Raw genomic sequence first — 21,958 nt, forward strand, 5'->3', positions numbered from 1 at the left:
GTCAGCGGCGGATGACGCCGGTGCTCCCGCCCCGGAGCACCGGTTCGCCGTCCTGGTTCACGATGACCAGCTCGAACTCCACCGCCACGCCCACGCGGTGCTCCCCGAGGGCGACCACGGTGACCTGCGCCTCGATGGTGTCCCCGGCCCAGACGGGCTTGAGGAACTCCCACTCCATGCGCCGGGCGATGTAGTGCAGCCTGCCGCCGACCTTGGTGGCCAGGGATGCCGTCAACAGGCCGTGCGCCATGACGCGTTCGGCCTGTCCGGCCATGTGGTGGCGCCCGGTGTCCCCGACGAGGGCAGCGAACGCCGCGATGTCCGCCTCGGTGATGTGCCGGGTCTCGGTGAAGCAACTGCCGACCTTGAGGCTGTCCACATCGATCGAGTCGTCCTCGGTCTGCGCCATCCTCGTTCCTCGCTCCCAGGTAGGCGACGGTTCGTTCGTACGGTATAGGCGGGTCGTGCGCCGTGTCCGGACCGGCTCAGCGCACTGACCGGATCGCGTGCACGAAGTCGGTGAGGTCGGCCACGGAGGGATCGCCGGGCCGGTCGACGAAGCCGTGGACCAGGCGGACCAGGGCCTCGTACGCCTCGGTGTGGTCGTAGTGCGCGGCGTCCGCGACCTTGAGCGACCAGCGCCAGTAGCCGTTCATGGTGTCGGCCAGCGGCATCCGGAATGACGCGATCACATCCTTCAGCCCGGGGACCGCCTCGGCGCCGTCGCGGGCCAGATAGGCGCCCACGAGGGAGCTGTAGAACGCGAAGTGGCGGGCCTCGTCGCGGGCCAGCCGGCCCAGCAGCTCGCGCAGGAAGGGCTCGCTGACGGTCTGCCGGAACCGCTGGTAGAACAGTTGCGTGGCCTTCTCCTGGACCAGGGTGTAGGTGAAGGACTGCAGCGGGTGGGCGTAGGGGATGGTGAACTCCTTGCGGCCCTCCTCGGCCAGTTCCCGCCACAGTTCCTCGCGGGTGGTCATCTCCGTCTCGACCTGGTAGCGGGAAAGCGCCGCCGCGTGCCGCTCCTCGTCGCCCGCCCAGGCGACCAGGAAGCGGAAGTACTCCCGGTTGAACCCGAAGCGCTCCAGCTCCAGTTCGGCGCCGGCCATGGGGAACGCCTGGAGGAAGTGCGAGAGATAGCCGGGGATGTGGTCCTCGACCAGCGTGATGAACCGCACCGCCGAGCGGTCCACGTCGGTCAGTTCCTCGGGGCGCAGCGCCGCCCAGTCCAGGTCCTGGAGGGTCCATGAGCGCTCCCCGGCCCGGGTCACCGCCTGGTCGACGAGTTCGTGCATGGTGCCAGGGGGGAGCAACTCGGTGCCGGTGAGGTTCATGGCGTGGTCGCCCCCTCCGGGCCCAGGCGGGACTTCAGCGCGGTGAAGGCGTAGTGCTTGGTGGTGTAGCCCCAACCGGCGTGCGCGGTACGCAAGTACCGCAGCAGGGGTTCCGACATGCCGGGGGCGGCGGTCTCGATGCGGTCGCGGTGGGCGAGGGCGCGGCGCTCCCATTCCTCGACGGTGCGCCGGTAGTGGGCGGTGAGGTCGTCGAGCGAGGTCAGGCTGAACCCGGCGGCCTCGGTGGCGCGGATCAGCTCGGAGAGCGGAACCATGTCGGCGAACCCGAAGACGGTCCGGGTGACGTGCCGGGTGCCGGGCCTGCGGTCGAACTCGTGGTACGCATCGGCGTTGCGGAAGCAGCTCTCGGACAGGTACAGCCTGCCGCGCCGGGCGAGCAGGTCGTACGTCTTGCGCAGCACGGCTTCCCGGTTGGGCATGTGGACGATGGAGCCGAGCAGGGTGACGGCGTCGTAGGGTCCGGTCAGGTCCTGGTCGGTGAAGGAGCCGACGCGCACGTCCAGGAGCGTGGTCAGTCCGCGGCGCTCGGCGAGGTCGCCGATGTAACTCGCCTGCGGGGCGGACGGGGTGACCGCGGTGACCCGGCAGCCGTACTCCTCGGCCATGAACAGGGCCAGGCTGCCCCAGCCGCAGCCGATGTCCAGCAGCCGTTCGCCGCCGGTCAGCGCCAGCCGTTCGGCGACAAAGCACAACTTGGCGGTCTGGGCCTCCTCCAGGCCGGCGTCCGGGGAGAGGTAGAGCGCCGAGCTGTACTTCAGGCGTGCGTCGAGGAACGCCTCGAACACCTCCGGGGGCAGCTCGTAGTGCTGGTTGGTGGCCTGCCGGGCCTGGTCGGGCCCGATGCCGACGGCGCCGGTCACGCCGGGCCGCCGGTGAGGTCGCGCACGACCAGTTCGGCCAGCTCCTGGGGCGTACGCACCCGGAAGACGTCCTCGTCCTCGAACTCCACGTCGTAGCGGCGCTCGATCTGCGCGACCACCCGCAGCAGCCGCACCGAGTCGGCGCCGGGGAGGTTCTTCAGCACGGTGTCGGCGTCGATCTTCTCCGGTTCGAGGCCGAGTTCCCGGCCGACCTGGGCGCGGATCTCGTCGACGACCGCGTCGACACTGGGCAGGGGGGTGGGGTCGGCGGCTTGCTGGGACATCGTCATCCAATCGCGTGGTCGAAGTAATGGGCGAGGCGCTCCCGGTCCTCGGCGGGCAGGCCCATGTGGTCGGCGGCCTGCTGGGAGCTGATGGGCTGGTAGGCGGCGCTCGCCATGACGTGCGGTTCGCCGTCGGGGGCGAGGACGTCGGCCTCGGTGTGCACCACGCCGTTGCCCTCGCGGACGATGCGGGCGACGGCGCGGTAGGGGAACCGGGTGCGCAGGGGCCGCAGGAACTTGGTGCGCAGGGTGACCGAGAAGGCGAGCATGCCGCGGTCGAGGGCGATCAGGTCGCCCATCACCTCGTCCACCAGGGCGCTGACGATGCCGCCGTGCACCACGCCGGGGTAGGAGGCGTACTCGTCGGCGAAGGTGACGTCGGTGGCGAGTGCCCCGTCGTCGGTGCGGAACATCTCCAGGGCGAGGCCGATGCGGTTGCGCGGCGAGCAGCCGAAGCAGCGGAAGCCGGGTTCGTCGAGCCAGGGCAGTTCGACGGGCGCACGCTCGCGCATCAGGCGGCGTCCGTGGGGGCGGTCAGCTCGGCGAGCGCCCGCCTGATGTCGCGGAGCCTGCTGATGGGGCGGCCGGACAGCTCGGTGAGGGTGTCGAAGAGCTGACGGTGGATGCGGTCCCATTCGCTGCCGTCGTCGACCTCCGCGAAGTACCGGAAGACCTCGTCGATGGTGACGTGCCCGGCCAGTTCGGGCAGATCGCCCTTGAACTTGCTCACCGGGTGCTGGTACTTGCCCTTGACGTCGGCGAGGTAGACGTAGAACACCTCCAGCACCGAGGGCAGTTCGTCGGGCCGGTCGCGCAGTCGTCGGGCGGTGTAGTGGATGAACTCCCGTGCGTGGCGGGCCTCGTCGCCGCTCGCCCGCTTCATGATCTTCGCCAGTACGGGTTCCGGGGTGACCCGGCTGACGCACTTGTACATGTGGTTGGTGGCGATCTCGGAGATGACGTTGGTGGCGAGGGTGGCCGACGGGGTGACCCCGGGCGGATAGGGGGCCCGCATCGCGTTGATCTGCTCGTAGCCGACGTCCTCGCCCGCCAGGCGCAGCCACTTCTTGAAGGCGAGGTGGTGCTGGAGTTCCTGGTAGCCCCACAGGCAGACGAAGGCGGAGAAGTCGTAGTCGTCGACGAACTCGTTGAAGAACCCGTGCTGGGCGGCGACCGAGTTGGACTCCCCCATCACCGCGCCCTTGGCGAAGGCGATGTGCTCGGGACGGACCAGGTCGGGGCGGAAGTCGTCCCAGGGGATGTCCGTCAGCTCCCAGGACGCCTGCTGGTAGACGGCGAAGACGTCGTAGCTGTGCAGGGGCTCCGCCGACGGGTCGCGGGCCTGGTCGATCCGTTGCGGGGTGGTCATGTGCGGTGTCCTCCGTGGGGGTTCGGTGCGCTCAGGAGTCGGTTGCCCCGGTCAGCTCCGCGAGCCGCTCGCGGGTGCGGGCGCGCTGCCACTTGCCACTGCTGGTGCGGGTCAGCCAGCGCGGCTTGACCAGGTGCACGCGTACGTCGGTGAAGTCCATCTCGCTCTCCACGCGGGCCCGGATCAGCGCGGCGAGTTCGGCGCGGTCGGCCTGCGGTACCGCTTCGACGACCAGGCGGACGACCTCACGGCCGTCGTCCTCGGTGTCGGAGAAGGCGACGCAGCGCCCCCGGTAGACGCCGGGTGCCTGACGGGCGACGGCCTCGACGTCGTCGGGGAAGTAGTTCTGGCCGCGCACGATGACCATGTCCTTGCGGCGGCCGGTGACGTAGAGGTGGCCGTCGAGCTGGAGGCCGATGTCGCCGGTGCGCAGCCAGCGCCCGTCGAAGGCGGCGGCGGTGGCCTCGGGGTTGTTCAGATAGCCGTGGGTGACGGGTGCGCCGGCGATCTGGATCTCGCCCGTCTCGCCGGGGGCGCAGCGCCGTCCGTCCTCGGTCATCAGCCGCACCTCGACCCCGTGCACGGGGTGTCCGACGGACACCAGGTCCTTGGCGCCGGGGGTCGCGGGGGCCACCGGGACGGCGCGGCCGCGGGTCGTGAGCGCGGTGCGGTCGACGGTGATCACCCGTACAGGGCTGCCGGGCACCGGGAAGGTGATGGCCAGGGTCGCCTCGGCCATGCCGTACGCCGGGTACATCACGTTGTCCCCCACGCCGGCCGGGGCCAGGGCGCGGGCGAAGCGGGCGGTGGTGGCGGCGCTGACCGGTTCGGCGCCGTTGAAGGCGAGCCGCCAGGCGGACAGGTCGAGCCGGTCGACCAGTTCGGGCGGGGCGGCGTCCAGCATCTGGTCGTAGGAGAAGTTCGGCCCGGTGATCACCGTGCCGCGGTGCTCGGCGAAGTAGGTCAGCAGGGCGGCGGGGCGGCGCAGGAAGGCGATCGGGCTGAAGACGTGCACCTCGGCGCCGTTGAGGGTGTGGGACAGCAGCCCGATCAGTCCCATGTCGTGGAAGACGGGCACCCACTGCATGAACACGTCGTCGGGGCTGAAGTGCCCGGAGACCACCGAGGCGTGCAGTCCGGCGGCCATGGCGGCCTGGGTGAGCTGGACGCCCTTGGGGGCGCTGGTGCTGCCGGAGGTGAACTGGACGACGGACAGCGCGTCCGGGTCGGTCGCGGGCAGGGTGCGCGCGAGGCCGGTGCCGGTGACCTTGGGGTCGATGAGGACGAGGCCGGGAAGCCGCTCGGCGAGCAGTTTGCCGACGCCCCGGAAGGCGGGGTCGATGACCAGGTGCCGGGAACCGGCGGTGGTGAGGATTCGGTCGAGTCTTCGGGCCATGCCGGACTCGTCGCCGAAACCGGCGGGCACCGGGAGGATGCTGACGGCGGCTCCGGCGCGCTGGACGCCGAAGAAGACGCCGAGGAAGGTGGCGTCGGTCGGCATCAGCAGCGCCACGACCGTGCCGGGTCCGACCCCGTGTGCCATCAGCCCCCGCGCGCTGCGCAGTGACGCCTCGTCCAGGTCGCGCGCGGTCATCCGCTCGCCGGTGCCGGGGAAGGTGACCGTCGCCGAAGGAGACGTCCGGACGTGTGCGGCGAGACAGGCGGTGAGTGTGTCACCGGAGAGCAGTGCGGGCCTCAAGGCGATCCTTCCGTCGTCCCGGTGAGTCGCCGCTTGCGTGATGGTTGAGCTTTGCATCGCCTTCCGCGGGCGGTAAATAGGACCTACGTCCCGGTCGGGGCGCGGGTCGCGGAGTCACCCGGTGAGCACCTCCAGTACCCGCCGAGGGCTCACCCTGCGGTACACCGGCCGGGCCCCGCACGGCGCGCAGACCGCCGTCAGCAGACCTCGGCTGCACTCCCGCCACACCCGCAGCCGGGGCAGGTCGGTGCCGTGCACGGTGACCCACACGCTGCCCTGCGAGCCCCGGCGCAGTCGGTAGTCGCGCAGGCGGACGGACGGTCGGCGGTACGCCTTCACCGCGGCCTCCTTGCAGCTGATGCAGGCCGTGGCGCGCAGCCCGGGGCGGCCGCCGGCGACGGCGGGTTCCTCCTCGGGGAGCAGCAGACGCCGCAGGAGGACGTCGTTGCGCGGGTCCACGGGCTCGACGTCGACACCGAGGGGTGCGCGGACCGGCATCACGGCGCACACCGCGACCGAGCCGGTGTGGGAGAGGGACACGCTCACGCTGCGGCCGGGCAGGCTGGGGGCGCCGTCCGGCGCGGTGAGGATCTGCGCGCCCGGTGCCCCGGTGAGCAGGCGTACCGCCGCCTTCGCGGTGAGCCGGGCGCGTACCCACTCCGTGCGCCGCGCGGGCCCCGGCAGTGCGGCGGCCCGGGCGCGCTCCCCATCGCCCAGCAGTGCCTCGGGGGCCTCACGGGAGCGCCAGTCGCAGCTCAGCACGAGAATCGGAACGCCCGCCTCAAAAGTCACGGGAGCGACCGTTCCAGGAACACAATGCGCGGGCAAGAGGCATCGAGATCGAATTCCCGCCAACTCATCGGGCGTTGACTCGGCTTGAGACTCCGGGGTAACTTGCAGGACAATCCCGCCGAAGTGTAAAAGTGCCCGCTTCTCATCTCGTCCCCAGGCCACGAAGGCTCCCGAGGAGAAGACTTGGACTTATCCACGAGCAATCTGACACGCCGAGAGCTGGACATTCTTCGGCTCGTTCCCCAGGGCATGACGAATCGACGGATCTCCAGAATTCTCGGAATCTCCGAGAAGACCGTGAAGAACCATCTCTCGACCATCTACGCCAAGATCGGCGCCTCCGGCCGCACCCAGGCGGCGCTCTACGCGATGCGCGCCGACCAGGCCGGACTCCCCGAACAGCGCCCGGAGGGCGTACGGCTGACCTCCCGCGAGACGGATGTACTGCGGCTGATCACCGAGGGCTTGACCAATCGCGGGATCGCGCAGAGCCTCGCCATCTCCGAGAAGACGGTGAAGAACCATCTGAGCGCGATCTACACCAAAATCGGCGCCACCGACCGCACTCAGGCCGCACTCTACGCGGTGAGCCACATCCGAACGGAAATCCGCCCCTGAAGGCCGGGCGCCCCACAGAGCGCCCGGCCCGCCGAATTCAGCCGAGTTGGGCGTCCTCGACCTTGACCTCGCCGAGCTTCTGGAACCGCTTGTAGCGAATGGCCGGGGTGTTCACATTCACCCGGATCGCGAACACGTCGTCGCTCTCCTCCCGGGCCGCCTGCGCGCAACCCTCCAGGTCCGTGGTGTACGGGGTCTCCTGGAGCACCCGGGCCAGGTGGGCGGTGTTGGCCACCATGAAGCGGATCAGCTTGTTGGTGTGGAAGTGCCGGTCACCCTTGCCCTCGATGTAGCCCGGACCGGTGCCGGCCGGGCCGAGCCAGTAGGCGGCGGCGTTCGGCGGCACGCTGTAACCGAGCCGCCCGAGGTTGTTGAGCACCGTGCCGGCCACGTGGTGGGCGCCGTCCTCGTTGCCGCACATCAGCAGCCCCGCGACCTTGTTGTACAGCGGGAACTGCTTGGTGTCGGCGTTCAACTCGTCCATGAGGTTGAGCTTTTCGAGGATCACATGGGCGGCGGAGGTGCACATGTTGAGGGTGATCGGGGTGGCGATCACCAGGATGTCCGCCTCCCTGATCTTGTCGAGCAGCCAGGGCCACTCGTCCTCGCGGCGCGCCTTCTCGCCGGCGTTCCAGTCGTCGAAGTCGTCCCAGTACTCCTGCTCGATGTCATGGTCGATGACCCGGATGACCTCGGTCTCGATCCCCTCCTTCTCGTAGAGGGGGACCGCCTTGTCGATGAGTCCCTGGGTCTGCGAGCGGCTCGGGGACCGGCGCAGTGTGGTGTTGAGAATGAGAGCCTTGAGAGCCATTCTTCTCGTTCCTTCCCGTCGCGACTGGTTCGACTGCACGGGAGTGCGGACGCCGCGTCCTCACTCCTTGGGCAAGTAGTCCTCGGTGTGGGTCTGTTCGGCCGGGATCTCCTTCTTGATCAGTCCCTTCTCCTTCATGAAGTCCGCCATACGGCTCCACGTGCGCGCGTCGACCGCCCCGAGCCGTCCGTCGGTGCCGCGGATGAGGGGTGCCGACGCCTTGAGCACCGCCAGCGCCGAGGACCTGCTCCTGTCGTCCTTCAGCGTGGGGATGTGGGCGCGGCTCAACTCGACCGCTTCCTCGGGGTTGTTCAGGGTGAACTCGACGCCGCGCAGGGTGGCGGCCACGAACTTCCTTACGTCGTCGGGCCGTTTTTCCAGGAAGCCGTCGGAGGCTCCGACGCCCGACGAGATCAGGGGCGCGCCCTGGGTGAGGGGGACGGCGCGGACGTCCAGGCCCGCCTGCTCGAACTGGACCTGGTCGTTGTTGACGAAGCCCATCACTCCGTCGACCCGTTTGGCGGTGAGGGCCGCCTGCTGGGTGTAGCCGATGGACTTCACGTCGACGTCGTCGGTGGTGAGCCCGCCCTCGGCCAGCAGGGCGAGCAGGCCGAAGTAGGTCTCGCCGTACGGTCCCGGGACACCGATCGTCCTGCCCTTCAGGTCCGCCGCGTCGCGGACCGGTGAGTCGTCGCGGACCAGCAGGGCCACCGGGTAGCTCTTGTAGAGCGTCATGACGCTGACGACGGGGATGTCACCGGCCCGGCCCTGCACGATCTCGTCGCCGCCCGCGATGACGAGGTCCTCCTTGCCCGCCTTCAGTCCGCCGAACAGGTCCTCGCTGGCACTGTGGTGATGCAGTGTCACATCGAGTCCGGCGTCCTTGTAGTAGCCCTTCTCCTCGGCCACGTAGAAGGGCGCGAACTGGATGTTCGGGATGTAGGTGAGCCCGAGCGTGAGCGAGGTGGTGCCCGCGTCGTCGCTCGTGCCGCTCGCGTTCGGTTCCTCCGCGCAGGAGGCGAGCGTCGTCGCCAGTAACGCGGCGACGGCTGCGACGGCGATGCGGCGCGGGACGGAGGATCCGGTGGCAACTCTCATGGACTGGGCTCTTTCTGACGGCACGTCGGTCCGGTTCAGGGGTCGGGGCGGGAAGGTGTGCCGCGGGACGCCGGGTCACCAGCGGGCCCAGCGCTCCAGCAGCAGCATCAGGCCGTACAGGACGGCCGCGAGCAGGGTCAGGACGAACAGCGTGGCGAACAGGCCGACGGTGTCCGCCTCGCTGCGCTGCACGGTGAGCAGCTGCCCGAGGCCGTCGCCGCCGACCACGAACTCACCGACGACGGCTCCGGTGACGGAGAGCGTCAGACCGGCGCGGATGCCCGCGAGGGTGCTCGGCAGGGCGAGCGGCCACTCGATGTGCCGCAGCAGCTGCACCCGGCTCACCCCGTCGACCTTGGCCGCGTTCATCACGTCCGGGTCGATCTGGCGCAGTCCCACGACGGTGCTGACGAGGATGGGAAAAAACACCAGCAGGGCGCACAGGACGGCGATGGGCAGCAGGCCGTAGCCGAACCAGAGGGCGAGCAGGGGGGCGAGCGCGACCGCGGGCACCGCCTGGGAGGCGGCGATGTAGGGCTGGAGCGCGGCGGCGGCCACGCGGTTGCGGGCGATGAGGTAGGCGAGCGGGAGGGCGACGGCCAGGCCCAGCGCACTGCCCGCGACGCTCTCGGTCACGGTGTGTGCGGTGTAGTCGAGCAGGAAACCGTCCCGCAGTTGGCTTACCAGCTCCTTCGCGATGGACTGAGGGGTGGGCAGGAAAAAGGTGGAGACGGCTCCAAAACGGGTGACGGCGTCCCAGAGAGCCACCAGCAACATTCCGAGCAGGACCGGGGCGAGAAAACCGGTGCCGCGACCCGGCGAGCGCCGCCGCGTTTTCCGGCTTCCGATTCTTTTCTCCCGGCCGGTGGAGCGATCACTCTTTTGCTGATCTGCTTCGGATGGTGGCGCGTCGCGTGTGGCAGCCTGCTGGAACACTCAACCGTCCCGAATTCGACTCAAGTGGCGCTCCAGGCAAGCTAGTCCACCCCGGGGGATATCCGCAACGAATATTCGAGGGAGAAATAAACCGGTCGTGCAACCCGGTTTACCGACCGGCTCGGCCACGGTCGTGGGGGCTCCGAATTACCCGGCACCCCTTGAGGAAGGTTTAGCCTACAAGTGCCCAATAACCGGGGGCAATGAGCGAGTTCTCGTCACGGGCCCGCTCGGTCAGCCGGGCAGCGGTCCGGCGTCCGGGCCGCCCTGGCGGATGCCCTGGCCGGCCCGCTTGCGCAACTCCTCGGGCGCGTACAACAGCCAGTACGCGTTCACGGCGTGCGCACCGATCCGCCTGCGGCACAGCTCGGTGAACTTGACCGGATCCGGCTCCTCCTGGGCATGGACGAACACTTCGAGGATGTGCTTGCCCGCCAGCACCTGGGCCATCATGATCCCCTGCGCCGCCTCGTGCGCGCAGATCCGGTCCAGGTCCGCGTCGCCCGGCATCCCGCAGGCGAGGACGACCTCGCAGTTCTCCCGCTCGATCAGCTGACGGCAGGCCACGGCCAGGTCCTTGAAGCCCGGCACGGTCCGCCGGACCACCTTGAAACGTTCACCGAATCCCTCCATCCCGGCCAGCCGGTTCTCGGCGATCGATCCCATGTCGACGCGCGCGAACATGGTGTCGACGACCCCGATGCGGTCCATGCGCCCTCCTCAGTCGGTGGATGCCTGTCGTGGCTGTGCGAGGAGCGCTCCGCCCCGTCGGCGGGTGCCTCCGTCACGGCGGTTCACAGGGCCGCCGTCAGCCCTTCCTGCCGTCCGTCGTCCAGTCCGTACAGCCCTCCGCCCTGCCGGCCGACCACCCGGTTGACCCCGCCGACGCTCGCCTTGCGGACCACGTCGTGGCCGCGGCGCGCCAGCTCCGCCACCGTCTCCTCGGGCATCGTGTCGTCGACGTGCAGGTGCTCGGGACGTCCGGCCTCGACGCGGTCGCTGCCGGGGAAGTAGGTCCAGCGCGGCCCCGACAGGACGCGCAGCGGAGTGCTGTCGTCGCACAACAGGGCCGCCGCGACCTGGGTGTTCCACTGGCACTGGCCGTCCCCGCCGGGCGTCCCGCCCAACCAGCGCACCTCCTGTCCTTCGCTGATCGTCCAGGGGAAGATGGTGTTGACGGGCCGTGCGCCGGGCCTGACCCGGTTGGCGTGGCCGGCCTTCAGCGTCGTGCTGCGGCCCAGCCGGTTGCAGAGCAGCAGCCCCGCTTCGGCGAGGCCCACTCCGGCGCCGAAACCCAGGCCGAGGCTCTGCACCCAGGTGACGGCGTTGCCCATGCCGTCGGCGATGGCGAAGTGGGTCGTGTCGCCGTGCGAGTAGTGGCCGGCGTACCGGCAGGGGCTGCGCTTGTCCGGGTCGACGCCCTGCCGCAGCCCGTCGAGGGTGCGAGCGCCCAGGGGGTCCGGCCGGGGCGTGTCGTCGGCCTCCGGGTCGCTCAGGTGGTCCAGGCGCCAGGCGAAGCTCTGGTGCACGGCCTCGGCGAGCAGATGGATCCCGGCGGCGGAGTCGCTGCGCTGCCCCTCGGCGCGCAACGACTCGTAGACCAGGAGGTTTTGCAGCATCAGCGGGCCCTGGGTGGGGGCGGGCGGTACCGCGACACGGCGGCCGGCGACCTCGGCGACCAGGGCGGGGGCCAGCCGGGCGGTCGTGGCGGTGACGTCCTCGCCGCGCACGAGTCCGCCGTACCGCCGGCTCGTCTCCTCAGTCAGTTCGGCGATCCAGTCCCGCAGGGCCGCCCGGTCCGAGCGCGCGGCCCGGTCGTAGAGGCGGGCGAGGCCGGGCTGGGGCAGCCGGCCGCCGACGGACTCCGGTGCGGCAGCCGGACGGTAGCAGGCGTGGAACTCGGGCTGCTCCAGCACCTGGAGGTTCTCCCTGGTCCAGCGCTGGAACTGGCCGGTGATGACGGTGCCCTCGGCGGCGGCGCGGGCCGCGGGGCGCAGGAGGCGGGCGAGCGGCAGGGAGCCGAAGCGCTCGTGGACCTCGTACCAGGCGTCCAGCAGCCCGGGGGTGGTGACCGAGAGGACTCCGGTGCGGGGAACGCCGTCCAGTCCGCGCCGCTCGAAGGCGCCGGGTTCGGCGGCGCGCGGGGCCCGGCCCAGCCCGAGCAGGGCGAGCGGGGTGCGCTCTCCTGCCGGGTGGAGCACGGCGCTCGCATCGCCGCCGGGGCCCGAGGCCATCGGCATGGCGACGGTGAGCAGCGCCGAGGCGGTGATCGCCGCGTCGAAGGCGGTGCCGCCCTCGCCCAGGACGGCCAGCGCGGCGAGGGTGGCGGCCGAGGAACCGGTGGAGGCGATGCCGCGGCTCCCCCACTGCTGACGGTCACGGAGAATCACCCGCACGGCCACACCACCGAGGGGGAACCGGCGGCCCGGAAAACCGGATGACCTGATTCATTCAGGAGGCGGGGAAGAATGACTAACACGTGCACCTTCTTCGTCGAACGGCACGGCGGCGGCACGACCTTATGAAGGAACCCGGCGGACTGTCATCACCCCTTCGGGTAAGCGCTTCCGGGGGAATGCCCGAACAACACACCTCCACCTCCAGGGGAGTTGCACAGGACCGGCCCGAAGTGACCCTATTTGCCCACCTTTTCGGTCGGGTCGGAGAGCGGTTTCACGACAGAAATCCAACTCGTATTCTTTCGCACGAAACCGCTTGTAGCCTGGATTTGGAAGAGGATCCGTACGCCGTGACCTTTCGCGCGCCCTGAGGGAATCCCATGCCGCATATCGTCAACCAGGCCAGCTGCACATTGCCGATTTCCGGCGGAGAGGTGAGGTTGCACGTTTTCGGCAGGGACAGAAATGGCCCCGAGAGCGTCATCGCCGCTGTCCACCGCACCGAACGCGCCGAGGAGTGCGCGCCCCTCGTCCGGCTGCACAGCGCGTGCGCGACCGGCGACATCCTCGGCTCGCTGCGCTGCGACTGCGGCAGCCAGTTGTCCGCGGCGCTCGACGCCCTGCTGGAGAGCGACCACGGCATCCTGCTGTACCTGCTGGGCCACGAAGGCCGGGGCATCGGCCTCGCCAACAAGATCAGGGCCTACGCCCTCCAGGAGCAGGGCCTGAACACCGCCGAGGCCAATCTCGCGCTGGGGCTGCCCGTGGACGACCGTGACTACACCGACGCCGCCGAGGTGCTCCGCGAGTTCGGCGTGGCCCGGCTCCGGCTCGCCACCAACAACCCCTCGAAGATCGCCGCGTTGGAGACCGCGGGCCTTGAGGTCCAGCGCGTCCCGTGGGGCGGTTTCGTCACCCCGCACAACTCCGGCTACCTGAAGACCAAGGACTATGTGCTCGGCCACCTCGGAAGCCTCGGCCCCCTGCCGGAAGCCGCCGAGCCGCGCGGCTGACGAAGCCCCCTCCGCACCCCCGCCGCACCCGGAACGTCCCTCGAAAGCAGGCTCCGCATGGGTTTAGCCGACAAGCTCATCGTCAACCTCTGCCCCACCGGAATGATCCCGCGCCGCGCGAAGGTACCGGCCGTGCCGCTGGAGCCGGCCGAGATCGCGGCGGACGTCCGCCGCTGCCGTGACGCCGGTGCCTCCATGGTCCATCTGCACGCCCGCGACGCCGACGAGGAACCCACCTGGCGGCCGGAGCGGTTCCAGGAGATCTGCGACGCGGTCGTCTCCGAGGCGCCCGACATCGTCGTCGTGGTGACCACCAGCGGCCGCAACTGGTCCGAGACCGACAAGCGCGCCGCCTCCCTGACCGTCACCGGCCCCGGCAAACCGGAGATGGCCTCCCTGACGCTGGGCTCCATGAACTTCCCGACCGGCCCCTCCGTCAACTCGCCCCGGACGATCCAGGAGTTGGCCACCGCGATGCGGGACCACGAGGTGGTTCCCGAGCTGGAGATCTTCGACGTCGGCATGGCCGACTACGCCTCGTTCCTGGCCGACAAGGGTGTGCTGCAGCCGCCGTTCTACGCCAACATCCTGCTCGGCTCCCTCGGTACGGCCTCGGTCAGCGCGGCGAACCTGGCCGCCGTGCTGGCCGCGCTGCCCCGGAACACCACCTGGGCGCTGGCCGGCATCGGCCGCTACCAGACCCGCGCCAACACCCTCGCCACCGCGCTCGGCGGACATGTGCGCGTCGGCCTGGAGGACAACCCGTACGAGGACTGGACGCACAAGTCCCCCGCCGCCAACGCCCGGCTGGTCGAGCGCGCGGTCCGCATCGGGCGGGAGCTGGGCCGGGAACCGGCGACCCCGGAGGAGACCCGGGCGATCATCGGGCTCAAGCCGGTGACGCGCGAATGACCCGGGACACCGCCACGGTCGGGCAGCACCGCTGGCACGCGGCCGACTCCTACGACGAGGCCACCGGACGCCTCCAGCGCCGCAACGCCGCCCTGGTGGCACGGCTGCATCCCGACCCCGAGCGGGTGCGGCACGCCCTGGACGTGGGCTGCGGCACCGGAGCGCTCACCGAGGAGCTGCTGTCCCGGCTGCCGACGGCCGCCCGGATCACCGGGCTGGACGTCTCCGCCGACATGCTCCGCCACGCCCGCGCCCGCACCGCCGAACAGGACGCCCGGCGCGTCGAGTTCCGGCACGGCTCCCTGCTCGACACCGGGGCGGTCGAGGGACCGTACGACGCAGTGTTCAGCAATGCCGCCCTGCACTGGATGCACCCGCGCTACGACGACTGCTTCACCCGACTGCGGCACCTCCTCGCGCCGGACGGCCTGCTCTGCGCGGCGACCGCCGGACGGAGCGCGGCCACCGACGACTTCGACCACCGGGTCGGCGGGCGGGTCCGCCGGCTGCTCGGCCAGGACACCGCGGACGACTTCACCCGCCGCAGACTGACCTGCGCCGAACTCGTCGCGGTCGGCGAGCGCAACGGCCTTGCGGCGGAGGACGCCTTTCTTGTCGAGCGCCGCAGCTCGGTGAGCGTGCCGGCCTACGTCACCTGGTGGCTGGCCAGCGGCGGGCCCTGGCAGGCGGATCCACCGCGACGGGAGCGGGCGGTGGAACTGCTCCAGGGGGCGCTCGGCGGGCCGGACGGCGAGATCGAGGTGGTGCACGCCAGTGTGTTCGCCGTGCTGCGACGACCGGTCGGCCGTCCTTGACCATACTGAGGCGGATGAGCATTACCTCGGGGCGGCGGAACCGGAGCCGGTCCGTCGACCGGCGCTCGGTGCACCGGCGGCTGGTGGCCGCCGTCGTGGTGGACACGGTCGGCTACGGGGCGTTCCTGCCGCTGACCTTCCTGTACCTGTCCACCGCCACGGACATCCCGGTGGCCCGGCTCGGTGTGATCATCACGGTGGCGAGCCTGGCCGGACTGCCGGTGCCGCTGTTCGTGGGGCACTTGGTGGACCGGCTGGGCGCACGGCACGTGCTGATCGCGCAGACGGCGGCGGCCGCGGTGGGGTACACCCTGTACTTCTGGGTGCACTCCTTGTGGCCCCTGCTCATCGGCATCGTGGTCGTCACGGTCGCGGACCGCACCTACTGGGCCGCCTGGCCGGTCTTCGTCAGCGAGCAGGTGGGCGACGGCGACAGCCTGGACCGCTGGTACGCCATCGTCAACGCGGCCAAGAGCGCCAGCCTGGCCGCCGGTTCCGGCATCGCCTCGGTGGCGCTCGCGTTGAGCGGCACCGACGGCCTGAGGGCGATGCTGGCCCTGAACGTCGCGACCTCGGTCGCGGCCGGGCTGCTGTTCGTCTCCCTGCGCGGCAACCGGCCCACCCGGCCCGCCGCCGAGGAAGCGGCACCCGTGGGAGGGTGGCGGGCCCTCCGCTCGGACCGCCCGTACCTGACGCTGACCTTCGGCAACACCCTGCTGACCTACGGCTGGCTGATCTCCACCCTCGTGCTGCCGGTCTACCTGGTCCGGCATGTGCATCTGGCGAGCTGGACGGCGGCCTTCGCGCTGATGCTGAAGATGACACTCACCATGCTCTTCCAGACCACCGTCGCCGCCCGCCTCTACCACCTGCGCAGAACCACGACCGCGCTCGCGGGCACCGCCTCGTTCGTGGCCGCCGTGCTCCTGCTGGCCTGCGCCCCCGCACCGTCGTCCGACGTCCTGGCGATGGCGGTGGTCATCGCCGGTGTCGTCTTCCTCTCCCTCGGCGAGATGCTCGCCGCGCCCGCCACCACCAGCCTGGCCGTCGCCGCGGCGCCGGAGGGCTCCCAGGGCCGCTATGTGGCTGTGTTCCAGCTCTCCTGGAGCCTGTCGTCCGTCACGGGCCCCGCCCTGGTCGGCTACCTGCTCAGCGGGCCGCCGCTGCTGCTGTGGACGGCGTTCCTCGCGCTGATGCTCGCCGCCGCCCTCGTCTTCGCCGCGCTGCGCACCCGCTTCCCCCGGCATGTCGACACCAAGACCCAGCCATCGACGTGAGGACCGTACGCCCATGATGCCCCGACCCCCCCAAGAGCCCGCCGTCGCCGCGAGCGCCGTCGCCGACGCCCTGGTCGTCCACGCCGACCACGGCGCCCGCGAGGCGAACCCCTACTACTGGTACCGGCTGCAGGAGCGGACGGCCGAGCTGCTGAAGGAGATCCAGTCCCACGGTGACACCCAACTGACCGCGGCCGCCGACGCGTTGGTGGCGGACCCGGCGAGCGCCGAAGCCTGGCACCGGGTGCGGGACCTGGTGGCGCACGACCCGTGGGCATCCTTCGTGGACATCGCCCTCGACCTCAAGGACCGCTCCCGGTTCGGTTACCACCTCGGCGCCGCCCACGACCGCACCGCGACCGCCGACCCCGACTGGCGCTCCTGGCCCGCCGCACCGCCCGCACCCACCTCCGTCGAACCGGTCGCCCAGATCGTGGTCGCCTTCCGCGACCAGAGCCCCGACGGGGTGCGCGCCCGCAACCTGGTGGCCTGTCTGGCCGCCCTCGCCGACCAGACCCTGCCGCGCGAGCGGTACCACGTGACCGTCGTCGAGTCCGACACCACCCCGCGCTGGCGCGAGACCGCCCTCAAGTACGCCGACGACTGGCTGTTCGCGTTCTCCGACCGCCCCTTCAACAAGTGCTGGACCACCAACTGCGGTGTCCTCAACGCCACGCGCCAGGCTCCATACCTGTGCCTGATCGACGCCGACGCCCTGGTCGACCGGGACTTCGTACGGCGCAACACCGAGCGGTTCCGGCGCGCCGGGGCGGGCGCGTTCCTGTGCTTCCGTGACCTGCTGTACCTGGACGCGCCCGCATCCGCGGTGGCGGTGCGCGAGCGCTGCGTGGAGGGGAGGGCGGAGGCCGACGCGGCCAGACTGCGATGGTTCGCGGTGCAGCGGGCGCCCGGGCTGTGTGTCTGGCTGCGCCGCGATGTCTTCGACTCGGTGAGCGGCATGGACGAGCGGTTCGAGGGCTGGGGCCGGGAGGACCTCGACTTCGTGCTCCGCGTCCAACTGGCCACCGCGTTCGACCAGTACGACGACCGCATGCTGCATCTGTACCACCCGAGCTCCGGGCAGCTGAAGAACGGACAGACCGTCAACTACCACATCCCGCTGCTGTCGTGGGCGCCGACCGAACCCATCGGCCGCCTCGAACGCTTCTCCGGCTGACATGGCGGCCGGGGTCGACGCGTGCGCGGTGCTGGGATTCCAGACGGCGCGGCCGGGGGCGGGCGTTCGGCTCGCCGAGCTGAACCTGCGGCTCGGCGAACTGCTCGACGCCGAGGGCCTGTTGCGCTTTCAGGTGCTGGGGAAGGTCACCGACGGGCGGCGGCTGTGCGTGTACTGGCTGTGGCGGGACATCCGCGACCGGGACGCCTTGTGGGCGGCACCGCCTTGCGCCCTGACGGACTACTGGGCGGCGGCCCGTCCGCTGTGGTCGGCGGAGCCGGACGTACGGCGCTTCGTGTGGCGTCCGCCGGCGGACCGGGGCCTGTGTCCGCCGGGCGGCGGCGTCGCCCTGGAGGAGGTGCCACCCCCCGCCACCGGGGCTCAGGGCTCCTGGCTGCTGGACGTGGACACGGACACGGCCGCCGTACGCTGCCGCCCGCCGTCGGGCCCCGACGACCCGGCGGCGTGGCGGGACCTGAGCGCCTGAGCCCGGGGGCCGGGCCGCCGCCCGGCCCGCCTTGTGCTCATTCCGGACAAGCCGCGGCTCCGGCGGGAGGGTTGACCCTCACCACCGTCCGCTGCTGTCATCTGCCGTATCGCCGGTCCCGGACCGCGTACGAACGCAGCGCCCGCAGCAGGTCTATCTGGCGGAAGGCGGGCCACAGGACTTCCACGAAGTGCACTTCGGCGTAGGCGGACTGCCACAGCAGGAAGCCGGACAGGCGCTGCTCGCCGGAGGTGCGGATGATGAAGTCCGTGTCGGCGGCCGCCGGGGAGTACAGGTTGTCCGAGATGTGGTGGAGGTCGAAGTTCTCGGCCAGTTCACGCGGATCCCCGCCGGCGGACATGTGCTTGTCGAAGGCGGACCGCACCGCGTCGATGATCTCGCGGCGCCCGCCGTAGCCGACCGCCACGTCTACCTTGAGGCCGGTGCGGCCCGTGGTGCCCGCGACCGCCGCCTTCAGGGCCCGCGCGGTGTCCCCCGGCAGCAGGTCGAGGGCGCCGATCACATCGATCCGCCAGTTCTCGTCGGCCGCGCAGACGCTGGCCACGGTCTCTTCGATGATCTCCAGCAGCGGACCGAGTTCGGCGGGCGGCCGGTGCAGGTTGTCGTCGGAGAGCATCCACAGGGTGACGTGCTCGATGTCGGCGGCGTCGCACCAGCGCAGGAAGTCGCCGACCTTCGCGCCGCCGACACGGTATCCCTCGCGGACGTCGTCGTGCCCGGCGCCGCGGGCCCAACGACGGTTGCCGTCGAGCATGATGGCGACGTGCCGTGGCCGCGGCTTGCCCTCCAGCTTGCGCGCCAGTCGCCTGACGTACAGGGCTTCCAATCCCGCGCGAAGCGCCCTATAGGCCACGTGCCATGTCCCTTCGTCCCCACCGACCGCTAGTGGGGGCCACCGTATCGCCCGATGCGCGGCCCGAGCCATCGGCCCTGCGTCAGCGCGGGATCGGCCGGTCGTACACGTTGTGCGGCGTGATGATCTCGGTGATCGCCCGGGCCACGAGGGAGGACGGCTCCTGACCCTGGTAGGTGATGTCCGTGTTCATCATCAGCACCAGGGTCGCCCGCTTCGAGGGCAGGTAGACGGTCACGGTCTCGTACCCGGGGATGGACCCGTTGTGGCCGATCCAGCCGCCGCTCTCGAAGATGCCGAGGCCGTAGCCGGTGCCGGGGACACCGGTCGGGAGCATCTTCAGCCGCTCCGCCTGCGTACGCGGGCTCAGCAGCGTACCGGTGGCGACGACCCTCGCCCAGCGCCGCAGATCGTGCAGGTTCGAGATCATGGCTCCGGCGGCCCAGGCCCAACTGGGGTTCCAGTCCGTGGCGTCGGCGACTTCTCCGCTGAGCGTCTGGTTCGTGTAACCGCGCGGATGCGGTTCGGGGAACTCGGAGTTGTCCGGGAACACCGTGTGGTGCAGATGGGCCGGGCGCAGGACGCGCTTGTCGATGACATCGGCGAGCCGCTTGCCGGTGACCTTCTCGATGACGAGGCCGAGCAGGACGAGGTTGCTGTTGCAGTACTCGAACTGCTTAGCCGGTTTGAAGGTGTTCTTGTGCTTGAAGCCGTAGGCGAGCGTCTGCCGCGGGGTGAAGGTGCGCTGCGGGTCGCTCAGCAGGTCGTGCACGAAGTCCGGGTCGGACGTGTACGGGAACAGTCCGCTGCGCATCTCCGCGAGGTGCCGCAGGGTGATCTTCCGGCCGTTCGGCACGCCCTTGACGTACTTGGCGATCGGGTCGTCCAGGCCGACCCTGCCGTCGTCGACGAGCTTCAGCAGCGCCGTGACGGTGAAAGTCTTCGTCTCGCTGCCGATGCGTACGGACACATCCCGGGTCATCGGCCGACCGGTCGCGGTGTCGGCGACGCCGGTCGCGCGGACGTAGTGCCCCTTGCCCGGCATCCAGAGGCCGACAACGAGGCCGGGGATGTCGGCCTGCTGGCGCACCTCTTCGATGGCCCGGTCGAGCCGGTGGCTCAGCTCGGGGCCGAGGGCGTGCCGGGGGTAGTCGGTCGTGTCCGGCCGTTCGGCTCTCACGGACGGCACGGCGGCCGCCGGTGTCACCGCCACGGGGGTGAGCACGGAGGCCACGAGCAGGGCTGCGGCGGACAGGCGGCGGGAGGGGGTTCGGCGCACGGCGCGACACCTTCCGGGTCAGTGCGACACCGGTCGGCCGCATCAACCTTCGGGTACCTGGCCCGGGCCCCCTCCCCGCACTCGTTCAGGCGAATCCACCCGTTCGGACCGGGGAAGGTCGCTGAAGCGGCCCTGCGCCGGTCCGAGAGGTTGTCCCGCGCCTCGGGCGGCAGGCGGGACTGTGCGGGCACGACCTAACGTCGGACCATGAACTCGACGGATCCCGCAGCTCACGAAGGCGCCGGTCACTACGGGGAGACCCTTTTCAACGCCGGGCACCCACGTGAGGCGGAGCGTATCGACGACGCCGCCGTGATCTACGACCCGGTCACCACGCACCGGCTGCGCGCCCTGGGCGTGGGTCCTGGTGCGCGCTGCCTGGAGGTGGGTGCCGGTACCGGGACGGTGGCACGGTGGCTGCTGAGGGAGGCGGGTGCGCGTGAGGTGGTGGCACTGGACCGGGACACGAGCGCGCTGGGCGAAGCGCCGGAGCAGGGCCTTCGTGTGGTCACGGCGGACGTGACCGACGACTCGCTGGACCTGGGCACCTTCGACCTGATCCACGCCCGGTTCGTACTCATGCACCTGCCCGAACGACGCCGGGTCCTGGCCCGCCTGGCGACCCGTCTGAACCCGGGCGGTCGGCTCCTCCTCGGCGACGCCGTGGAGCTGCCGGACACCCTGGGCTCCACCTCGCCCTACCGCCGCACCATGGACGCCATGTGGGAGGCCCTGCGCACGACGATCGGCACGGACATCTCGGCCGTACCGGCGTACCCACACCTCCTGCGGGAGGAGGGCCTGGCGGACGTGGGCACCGAACTGTACTGCCCACCTCTGGTCCCCGACGGCCCACTGGCCCACTTCTGGTCGCAGACCTTGCAGCGGATGCGTCCCGAACTGGTGGCGACGGGAGGGGTGGACGCCGCCACGGTCGAGGAGTGCCTGGCGTATCTGTCGTCGCCGACGCTCGCCGAACTCGCCCCCGGGATACTGCTGGCATGGGGGCGGAGGCTCTAACTCGGGTTCTCCTGAAGGACGGAGAGGACGTTCCCGGCCGGGTCGGTGAACCACGCAATCGCGGCGGGCCCGCCTTCGCCGATCCGCACGATGCCCTTGTCGTCGTGCTCGAACCCTTCGTAACGCTCCATGGTCACCCCGCGTCGCTCCAGCTCACCGACGGCGGGCTCGATGTCGTCCACGGGAAAGTTGAGGATGGTGAACGACGCGGGCGTGTGCGTGTCCTTGGGATAGACGAACACCTCGGCCCCACTGCCGAGCTTGATGACGAGCATCCGCATGCCACCCTGCCCGGCCTCCTCCACCTCAAGCCCGAGCGTCTCGCCGTAGAAACGGCGGGCCGCGTCGATGTCATCGACGGAGAATCCACTGAACGCCTTCGACTGTCCGAACATGCCGCGTCTCCTTCATGGGTGGCCTTTCCCGGCGTCCCAGGGCACACCACGGGACCGGTGGCCGCGGCAACTTCACCCTTGCGCTGGCTGTTGGCCGTCGGTCCGAAAGCGTCGCACAGCCGGAGTGATGTAACCGCCTGCGGGAAATGCACGACAAACAGGAATGGCCAAACCGTGACATCTCAAGATAGCGCCACCGACCTGATCAGAATGTCGGACTGCGACAACACCTTCCGGGTGAGTGTCCTGGGGCGGCGCAGCCCGGGAATTCTGCCTACGCACGACTTGCTCGACGCAGAGGTCGTCGTGGAAAGCAGCTTCGTCGGCGGACATCTCAGCGTCTGCTCCTACCCGTCAGATCGGGCCGTGCTCCAGGAATGGCCAAGCGAGGTGAGGGAAACAGGCCCGGGCGCCTACGAATGGCGGCGTTGAGAGAAGGCAGGCGACGCCATGTTCGACCGGTGACCGTGCCGCGGCCATGGCCCAGTCCT

The 21,958-nt window shown here is 70.5% G+C and carries 25 protein-coding genes; 9 read left to right on the forward strand and 16 right to left on the reverse strand.

Annotation, left to right across the window (positions count from 1 at the left end):
- Nucleotide 1 precedes the first annotated feature (1 nt).
- From ACZ7L7_RS07375 to ACZ7L7_RS07410, 8 genes are all read right to left on the reverse strand, one after another.
- Complete coding sequence (locus tag ACZ7L7_RS07375; RefSeq protein WP_453599460.1) at nt 2–409, reverse strand: MaoC/PaaZ C-terminal domain-containing protein; 408 nt, start codon at nt 407–409, stop codon at nt 2–4.
- Nucleotides 410–485: 76 nt separating this feature from the next.
- Complete coding sequence (locus tag ACZ7L7_RS07380) at nt 486–1,331, reverse strand: acyl-ACP desaturase (protein WP_453599457.1); 846 nt, start codon at nt 1,329–1,331, stop codon at nt 486–488.
- Entirely contained in the window at nt 1,328–2,212 is an 885-nt protein-coding gene (locus ACZ7L7_RS07385; RefSeq protein ID WP_285512194.1) for an SAM-dependent methyltransferase, read from the reverse strand. Before ACZ7L7_RS07385 ends, ACZ7L7_RS07380 begins: the two co-directional genes overlap by 4 nt.
- Complete coding sequence (locus ACZ7L7_RS07390; protein WP_285512195.1) at nt 2,209–2,496, reverse strand: acyl carrier protein; 288 nt, start codon at nt 2,494–2,496, stop codon at nt 2,209–2,211. Before ACZ7L7_RS07390 ends, ACZ7L7_RS07385 begins: the two co-directional genes overlap by 4 nt.
- Nucleotides 2,497–2,498: 2 nt before the next feature.
- Complete coding sequence (locus ACZ7L7_RS07395; protein WP_285512196.1) at nt 2,499–3,008, reverse strand: PaaI family thioesterase; 510 nt, start codon at nt 3,006–3,008, stop codon at nt 2,499–2,501.
- Nucleotides 3,008–3,865: a ferritin-like domain-containing protein gene (locus ACZ7L7_RS07400; protein ID WP_453599452.1), complete on the reverse strand. Its 858-nt coding sequence runs from the start codon at nt 3,863–3,865 to the stop codon at nt 3,008–3,010. The genes ACZ7L7_RS07395 and ACZ7L7_RS07400 overlap by 1 nt, the downstream gene beginning before the upstream one ends.
- 31 nt (nt 3,866–3,896) lie before the next feature.
- Nucleotides 3,897–5,564, reverse strand: coding sequence for an AMP-binding protein (locus ACZ7L7_RS07405; RefSeq protein ID WP_453599450.1), 1,668 nt, complete (start codon nt 5,562–5,564; stop codon nt 3,897–3,899).
- A 114-nt stretch (nt 5,565–5,678) separates the two neighbouring features.
- Nucleotides 5,679–6,356, reverse strand: coding sequence for a 4'-phosphopantetheinyl transferase family protein (locus tag ACZ7L7_RS07410; protein ID WP_472075221.1), 678 nt, complete (start codon nt 6,354–6,356; stop codon nt 5,679–5,681).
- A gap of 183 nt (nt 6,357–6,539) precedes the next feature.
- Between ACZ7L7_RS07410 and ACZ7L7_RS07415 the strand changes: the two genes are divergently transcribed.
- Nucleotides 6,540–6,974, forward strand: coding sequence for a response regulator transcription factor (locus tag ACZ7L7_RS07415; RefSeq protein WP_285512200.1), 435 nt, complete (start codon nt 6,540–6,542; stop codon nt 6,972–6,974).
- A 37-nt stretch (nt 6,975–7,011) separates the two neighbouring features.
- On the opposite strand, the gene rosB is transcribed toward ACZ7L7_RS07415, so the two are convergent.
- The 5 genes from rosB to ACZ7L7_RS07440 form a co-directional block, all read right to left on the reverse strand.
- Nucleotides 7,012–7,785: an 8-demethyl-8-aminoriboflavin-5'-phosphate synthase RosB gene (gene rosB / locus ACZ7L7_RS07420; protein ID WP_285512201.1), complete on the reverse strand. Its 774-nt coding sequence runs from the start codon at nt 7,783–7,785 to the stop codon at nt 7,012–7,014.
- Nucleotides 7,786–7,845: 60 nt separating this feature from the next.
- Complete coding sequence (gene ribY, locus ACZ7L7_RS07425) at nt 7,846–8,883, reverse strand: riboflavin ABC transporter substrate-binding protein RibY (RefSeq protein WP_285512202.1); 1,038 nt, start codon at nt 8,881–8,883, stop codon at nt 7,846–7,848.
- Nucleotides 8,884–8,958: 75 nt separating this feature from the next.
- Nucleotides 8,959–9,519 (reverse strand): riboflavin ABC transporter permease RibX, encoded by a 561-nt coding sequence (gene ribX, locus ACZ7L7_RS07430; protein WP_285512443.1) that lies wholly within the window; start codon nt 9,517–9,519, stop codon nt 8,959–8,961.
- 534 nt (nt 9,520–10,053) lie between these two features.
- Nucleotides 10,054–10,530: a riboflavin synthase gene (ribC, locus tag ACZ7L7_RS07435; protein ID WP_285512203.1), complete on the reverse strand. Its 477-nt coding sequence runs from the start codon at nt 10,528–10,530 to the stop codon at nt 10,054–10,056.
- A gap of 83 nt (nt 10,531–10,613) precedes the next feature.
- Nucleotides 10,614–12,215: a gamma-glutamyltransferase gene (locus tag ACZ7L7_RS07440; RefSeq protein WP_285512204.1), complete on the reverse strand. Its 1,602-nt coding sequence runs from the start codon at nt 12,213–12,215 to the stop codon at nt 10,614–10,616.
- 383 nt (nt 12,216–12,598) lie between these two features.
- Here ACZ7L7_RS07440 and ACZ7L7_RS07445 point away from each other — a divergent pair, with 383 nt between their 5' ends.
- The 6 genes from ACZ7L7_RS07445 to ACZ7L7_RS07470 are packed head-to-tail and all read left to right on the forward strand — an operon-like array spanning nt 12,599 to nt 17,899.
- Nucleotides 12,599–13,231, forward strand: a complete 633-nt coding sequence (locus tag ACZ7L7_RS07445) for a GTP cyclohydrolase II (RefSeq protein WP_472075224.1) — start codon at nt 12,599–12,601, stop codon at nt 13,229–13,231.
- Between the two features lie 57 nt (nt 13,232–13,288).
- The gene (locus ACZ7L7_RS07450) at nt 13,289–14,143 is read left to right on the forward strand and encodes a beta-keto acid cleavage family enzyme (RefSeq protein ID WP_472075226.1); all 855 of its coding nucleotides are present in this window, start codon (nt 13,289–13,291) and stop codon (nt 14,141–14,143) included.
- Nucleotides 14,140–14,958, forward strand: coding sequence for a class I SAM-dependent methyltransferase (locus tag ACZ7L7_RS07455; RefSeq protein ID WP_472075228.1), 819 nt, complete (start codon nt 14,140–14,142; stop codon nt 14,956–14,958). The genes ACZ7L7_RS07450 and ACZ7L7_RS07455 overlap by 4 nt, the downstream gene beginning before the upstream one ends.
- Nucleotides 14,959–14,972: 14 nt before the next feature.
- On the forward strand, nt 14,973–16,235 hold the full coding sequence (locus tag ACZ7L7_RS07460; RefSeq protein WP_453599431.1) for an MFS transporter: 1,263 nt from the start codon (nt 14,973–14,975) through the stop codon (nt 16,233–16,235).
- A 13-nt stretch (nt 16,236–16,248) separates the two neighbouring features.
- Nucleotides 16,249–17,412, forward strand: a complete 1,164-nt coding sequence (locus tag ACZ7L7_RS07465; RefSeq protein WP_453599428.1) for a glycosyltransferase — start codon at nt 16,249–16,251, stop codon at nt 17,410–17,412.
- Nucleotide 17,413: 1 nt separating this feature from the next.
- Nucleotides 17,414–17,899, forward strand: a complete 486-nt coding sequence (locus tag ACZ7L7_RS07470) for a hypothetical protein (protein ID WP_453599425.1) — start codon at nt 17,414–17,416, stop codon at nt 17,897–17,899.
- A gap of 97 nt (nt 17,900–17,996) precedes the next feature.
- Here ACZ7L7_RS07470 and ACZ7L7_RS07475 read toward each other — a convergent pair whose 3' ends face one another.
- Both ACZ7L7_RS07475 and ACZ7L7_RS07480 read right to left on the reverse strand, forming a co-directional pair.
- On the reverse strand, nt 17,997–18,773 hold the full coding sequence (locus tag ACZ7L7_RS07475) for an isoprenyl transferase (protein ID WP_285512211.1): 777 nt from the start codon (nt 18,771–18,773) through the stop codon (nt 17,997–17,999).
- A gap of 82 nt (nt 18,774–18,855) precedes the next feature.
- Nucleotides 18,856–20,052: a serine hydrolase domain-containing protein gene (locus ACZ7L7_RS07480; RefSeq protein ID WP_472075231.1), complete on the reverse strand. Its 1,197-nt coding sequence runs from the start codon at nt 20,050–20,052 to the stop codon at nt 18,856–18,858.
- Between the two features lie 207 nt (nt 20,053–20,259).
- On the opposite strand from ACZ7L7_RS07480, the gene ACZ7L7_RS07485 reads away from it, so the two are divergent.
- Complete coding sequence (locus tag ACZ7L7_RS07485) at nt 20,260–21,072, forward strand: class I SAM-dependent methyltransferase (protein WP_285512213.1); 813 nt, start codon at nt 20,260–20,262, stop codon at nt 21,070–21,072.
- Here the strand turns inward: ACZ7L7_RS07485 and ACZ7L7_RS07490 are convergent.
- Nucleotides 21,069–21,467, reverse strand: coding sequence for a VOC family protein (locus ACZ7L7_RS07490; protein WP_285512214.1), 399 nt, complete (start codon nt 21,465–21,467; stop codon nt 21,069–21,071). The genes ACZ7L7_RS07485 and ACZ7L7_RS07490 overlap by 4 nt on opposite strands.
- Before the next feature lie 210 nt (nt 21,468–21,677).
- Here ACZ7L7_RS07490 and ACZ7L7_RS07495 point away from each other — a divergent pair, with 210 nt between their 5' ends.
- Nucleotides 21,678–21,899, forward strand: a complete 222-nt coding sequence (locus ACZ7L7_RS07495) for a DUF5959 family protein (RefSeq protein ID WP_285512444.1) — start codon at nt 21,678–21,680, stop codon at nt 21,897–21,899.
- Nucleotides 21,900–21,958 lie beyond the last annotated feature (59 nt).

Source organism: Streptomyces sp. NPDC110618, assembly GCF_055657065.1.

Bases quoted from the DNA above. Each gene is read 5' to 3' on its own strand.
- ACZ7L7_RS07375 (WP_453599460.1), bottom strand. From the start codon at position 409: ATGGCGCAGACCGAGGACGACTCGATCGATGTGGACAGCCTCAAGGTC.
- ACZ7L7_RS07380 (WP_453599457.1), bottom strand. From the start codon at position 1,331: ATGAACCTCACCGGCACCGAGTTGCTCCCCCCTGGCACCATGCACGAA.
- ACZ7L7_RS07390 (WP_285512195.1), bottom strand. From the start codon at position 2,496: ATGTCCCAGCAAGCCGCCGACCCCACCCCCCTGCCCAGTGTCGACGCG.
- ACZ7L7_RS07395 (WP_285512196.1), bottom strand. From the start codon at position 3,008: ATGCGCGAGCGTGCGCCCGTCGAACTGCCCTGGCTCGACGAACCCGGC.
- ACZ7L7_RS07400 (WP_453599452.1), bottom strand. From the start codon at position 3,865: ATGACCACCCCGCAACGGATCGACCAGGCCCGCGACCCGTCGGCGGAG.
- rosB (WP_285512201.1), bottom strand. From the start codon at position 7,785: ATGGCTCTCAAGGCTCTCATTCTCAACACCACACTGCGCCGGTCCCCG.
- ribY (WP_285512202.1), bottom strand. From the start codon at position 8,883: ATGAGAGTTGCCACCGGATCCTCCGTCCCGCGCCGCATCGCCGTCGCA.
- ribC (WP_285512203.1), bottom strand. From the start codon at position 10,530: ATGGACCGCATCGGGGTCGTCGACACCATGTTCGCGCGCGTCGACATG.
- ACZ7L7_RS07445 (WP_472075224.1), top strand. From the start codon at position 12,599: ATGCCGCATATCGTCAACCAGGCCAGCTGCACATTGCCGATTTCCGGC.
- ACZ7L7_RS07450 (WP_472075226.1), top strand. From the start codon at position 13,289: ATGGGTTTAGCCGACAAGCTCATCGTCAACCTCTGCCCCACCGGAATG.
- ACZ7L7_RS07455 (WP_472075228.1), top strand. From the start codon at position 14,140: ATGACCCGGGACACCGCCACGGTCGGGCAGCACCGCTGGCACGCGGCC.
- ACZ7L7_RS07460 (WP_453599431.1), top strand. From the start codon at position 14,973: ATGAGCATTACCTCGGGGCGGCGGAACCGGAGCCGGTCCGTCGACCGG.
- ACZ7L7_RS07465 (WP_453599428.1), top strand. From the start codon at position 16,249: ATGATGCCCCGACCCCCCCAAGAGCCCGCCGTCGCCGCGAGCGCCGTC.
- ACZ7L7_RS07470 (WP_453599425.1), top strand. From the start codon at position 17,414: ATGGCGGCCGGGGTCGACGCGTGCGCGGTGCTGGGATTCCAGACGGCG.
- ACZ7L7_RS07485 (WP_285512213.1), top strand. From the start codon at position 20,260: ATGAACTCGACGGATCCCGCAGCTCACGAAGGCGCCGGTCACTACGGG.
- ACZ7L7_RS07490 (WP_285512214.1), bottom strand. From the start codon at position 21,467: ATGTTCGGACAGTCGAAGGCGTTCAGTGGATTCTCCGTCGATGACATC.
- ACZ7L7_RS07495 (WP_285512444.1), top strand. From the start codon at position 21,678: ATGTCGGACTGCGACAACACCTTCCGGGTGAGTGTCCTGGGGCGGCGC.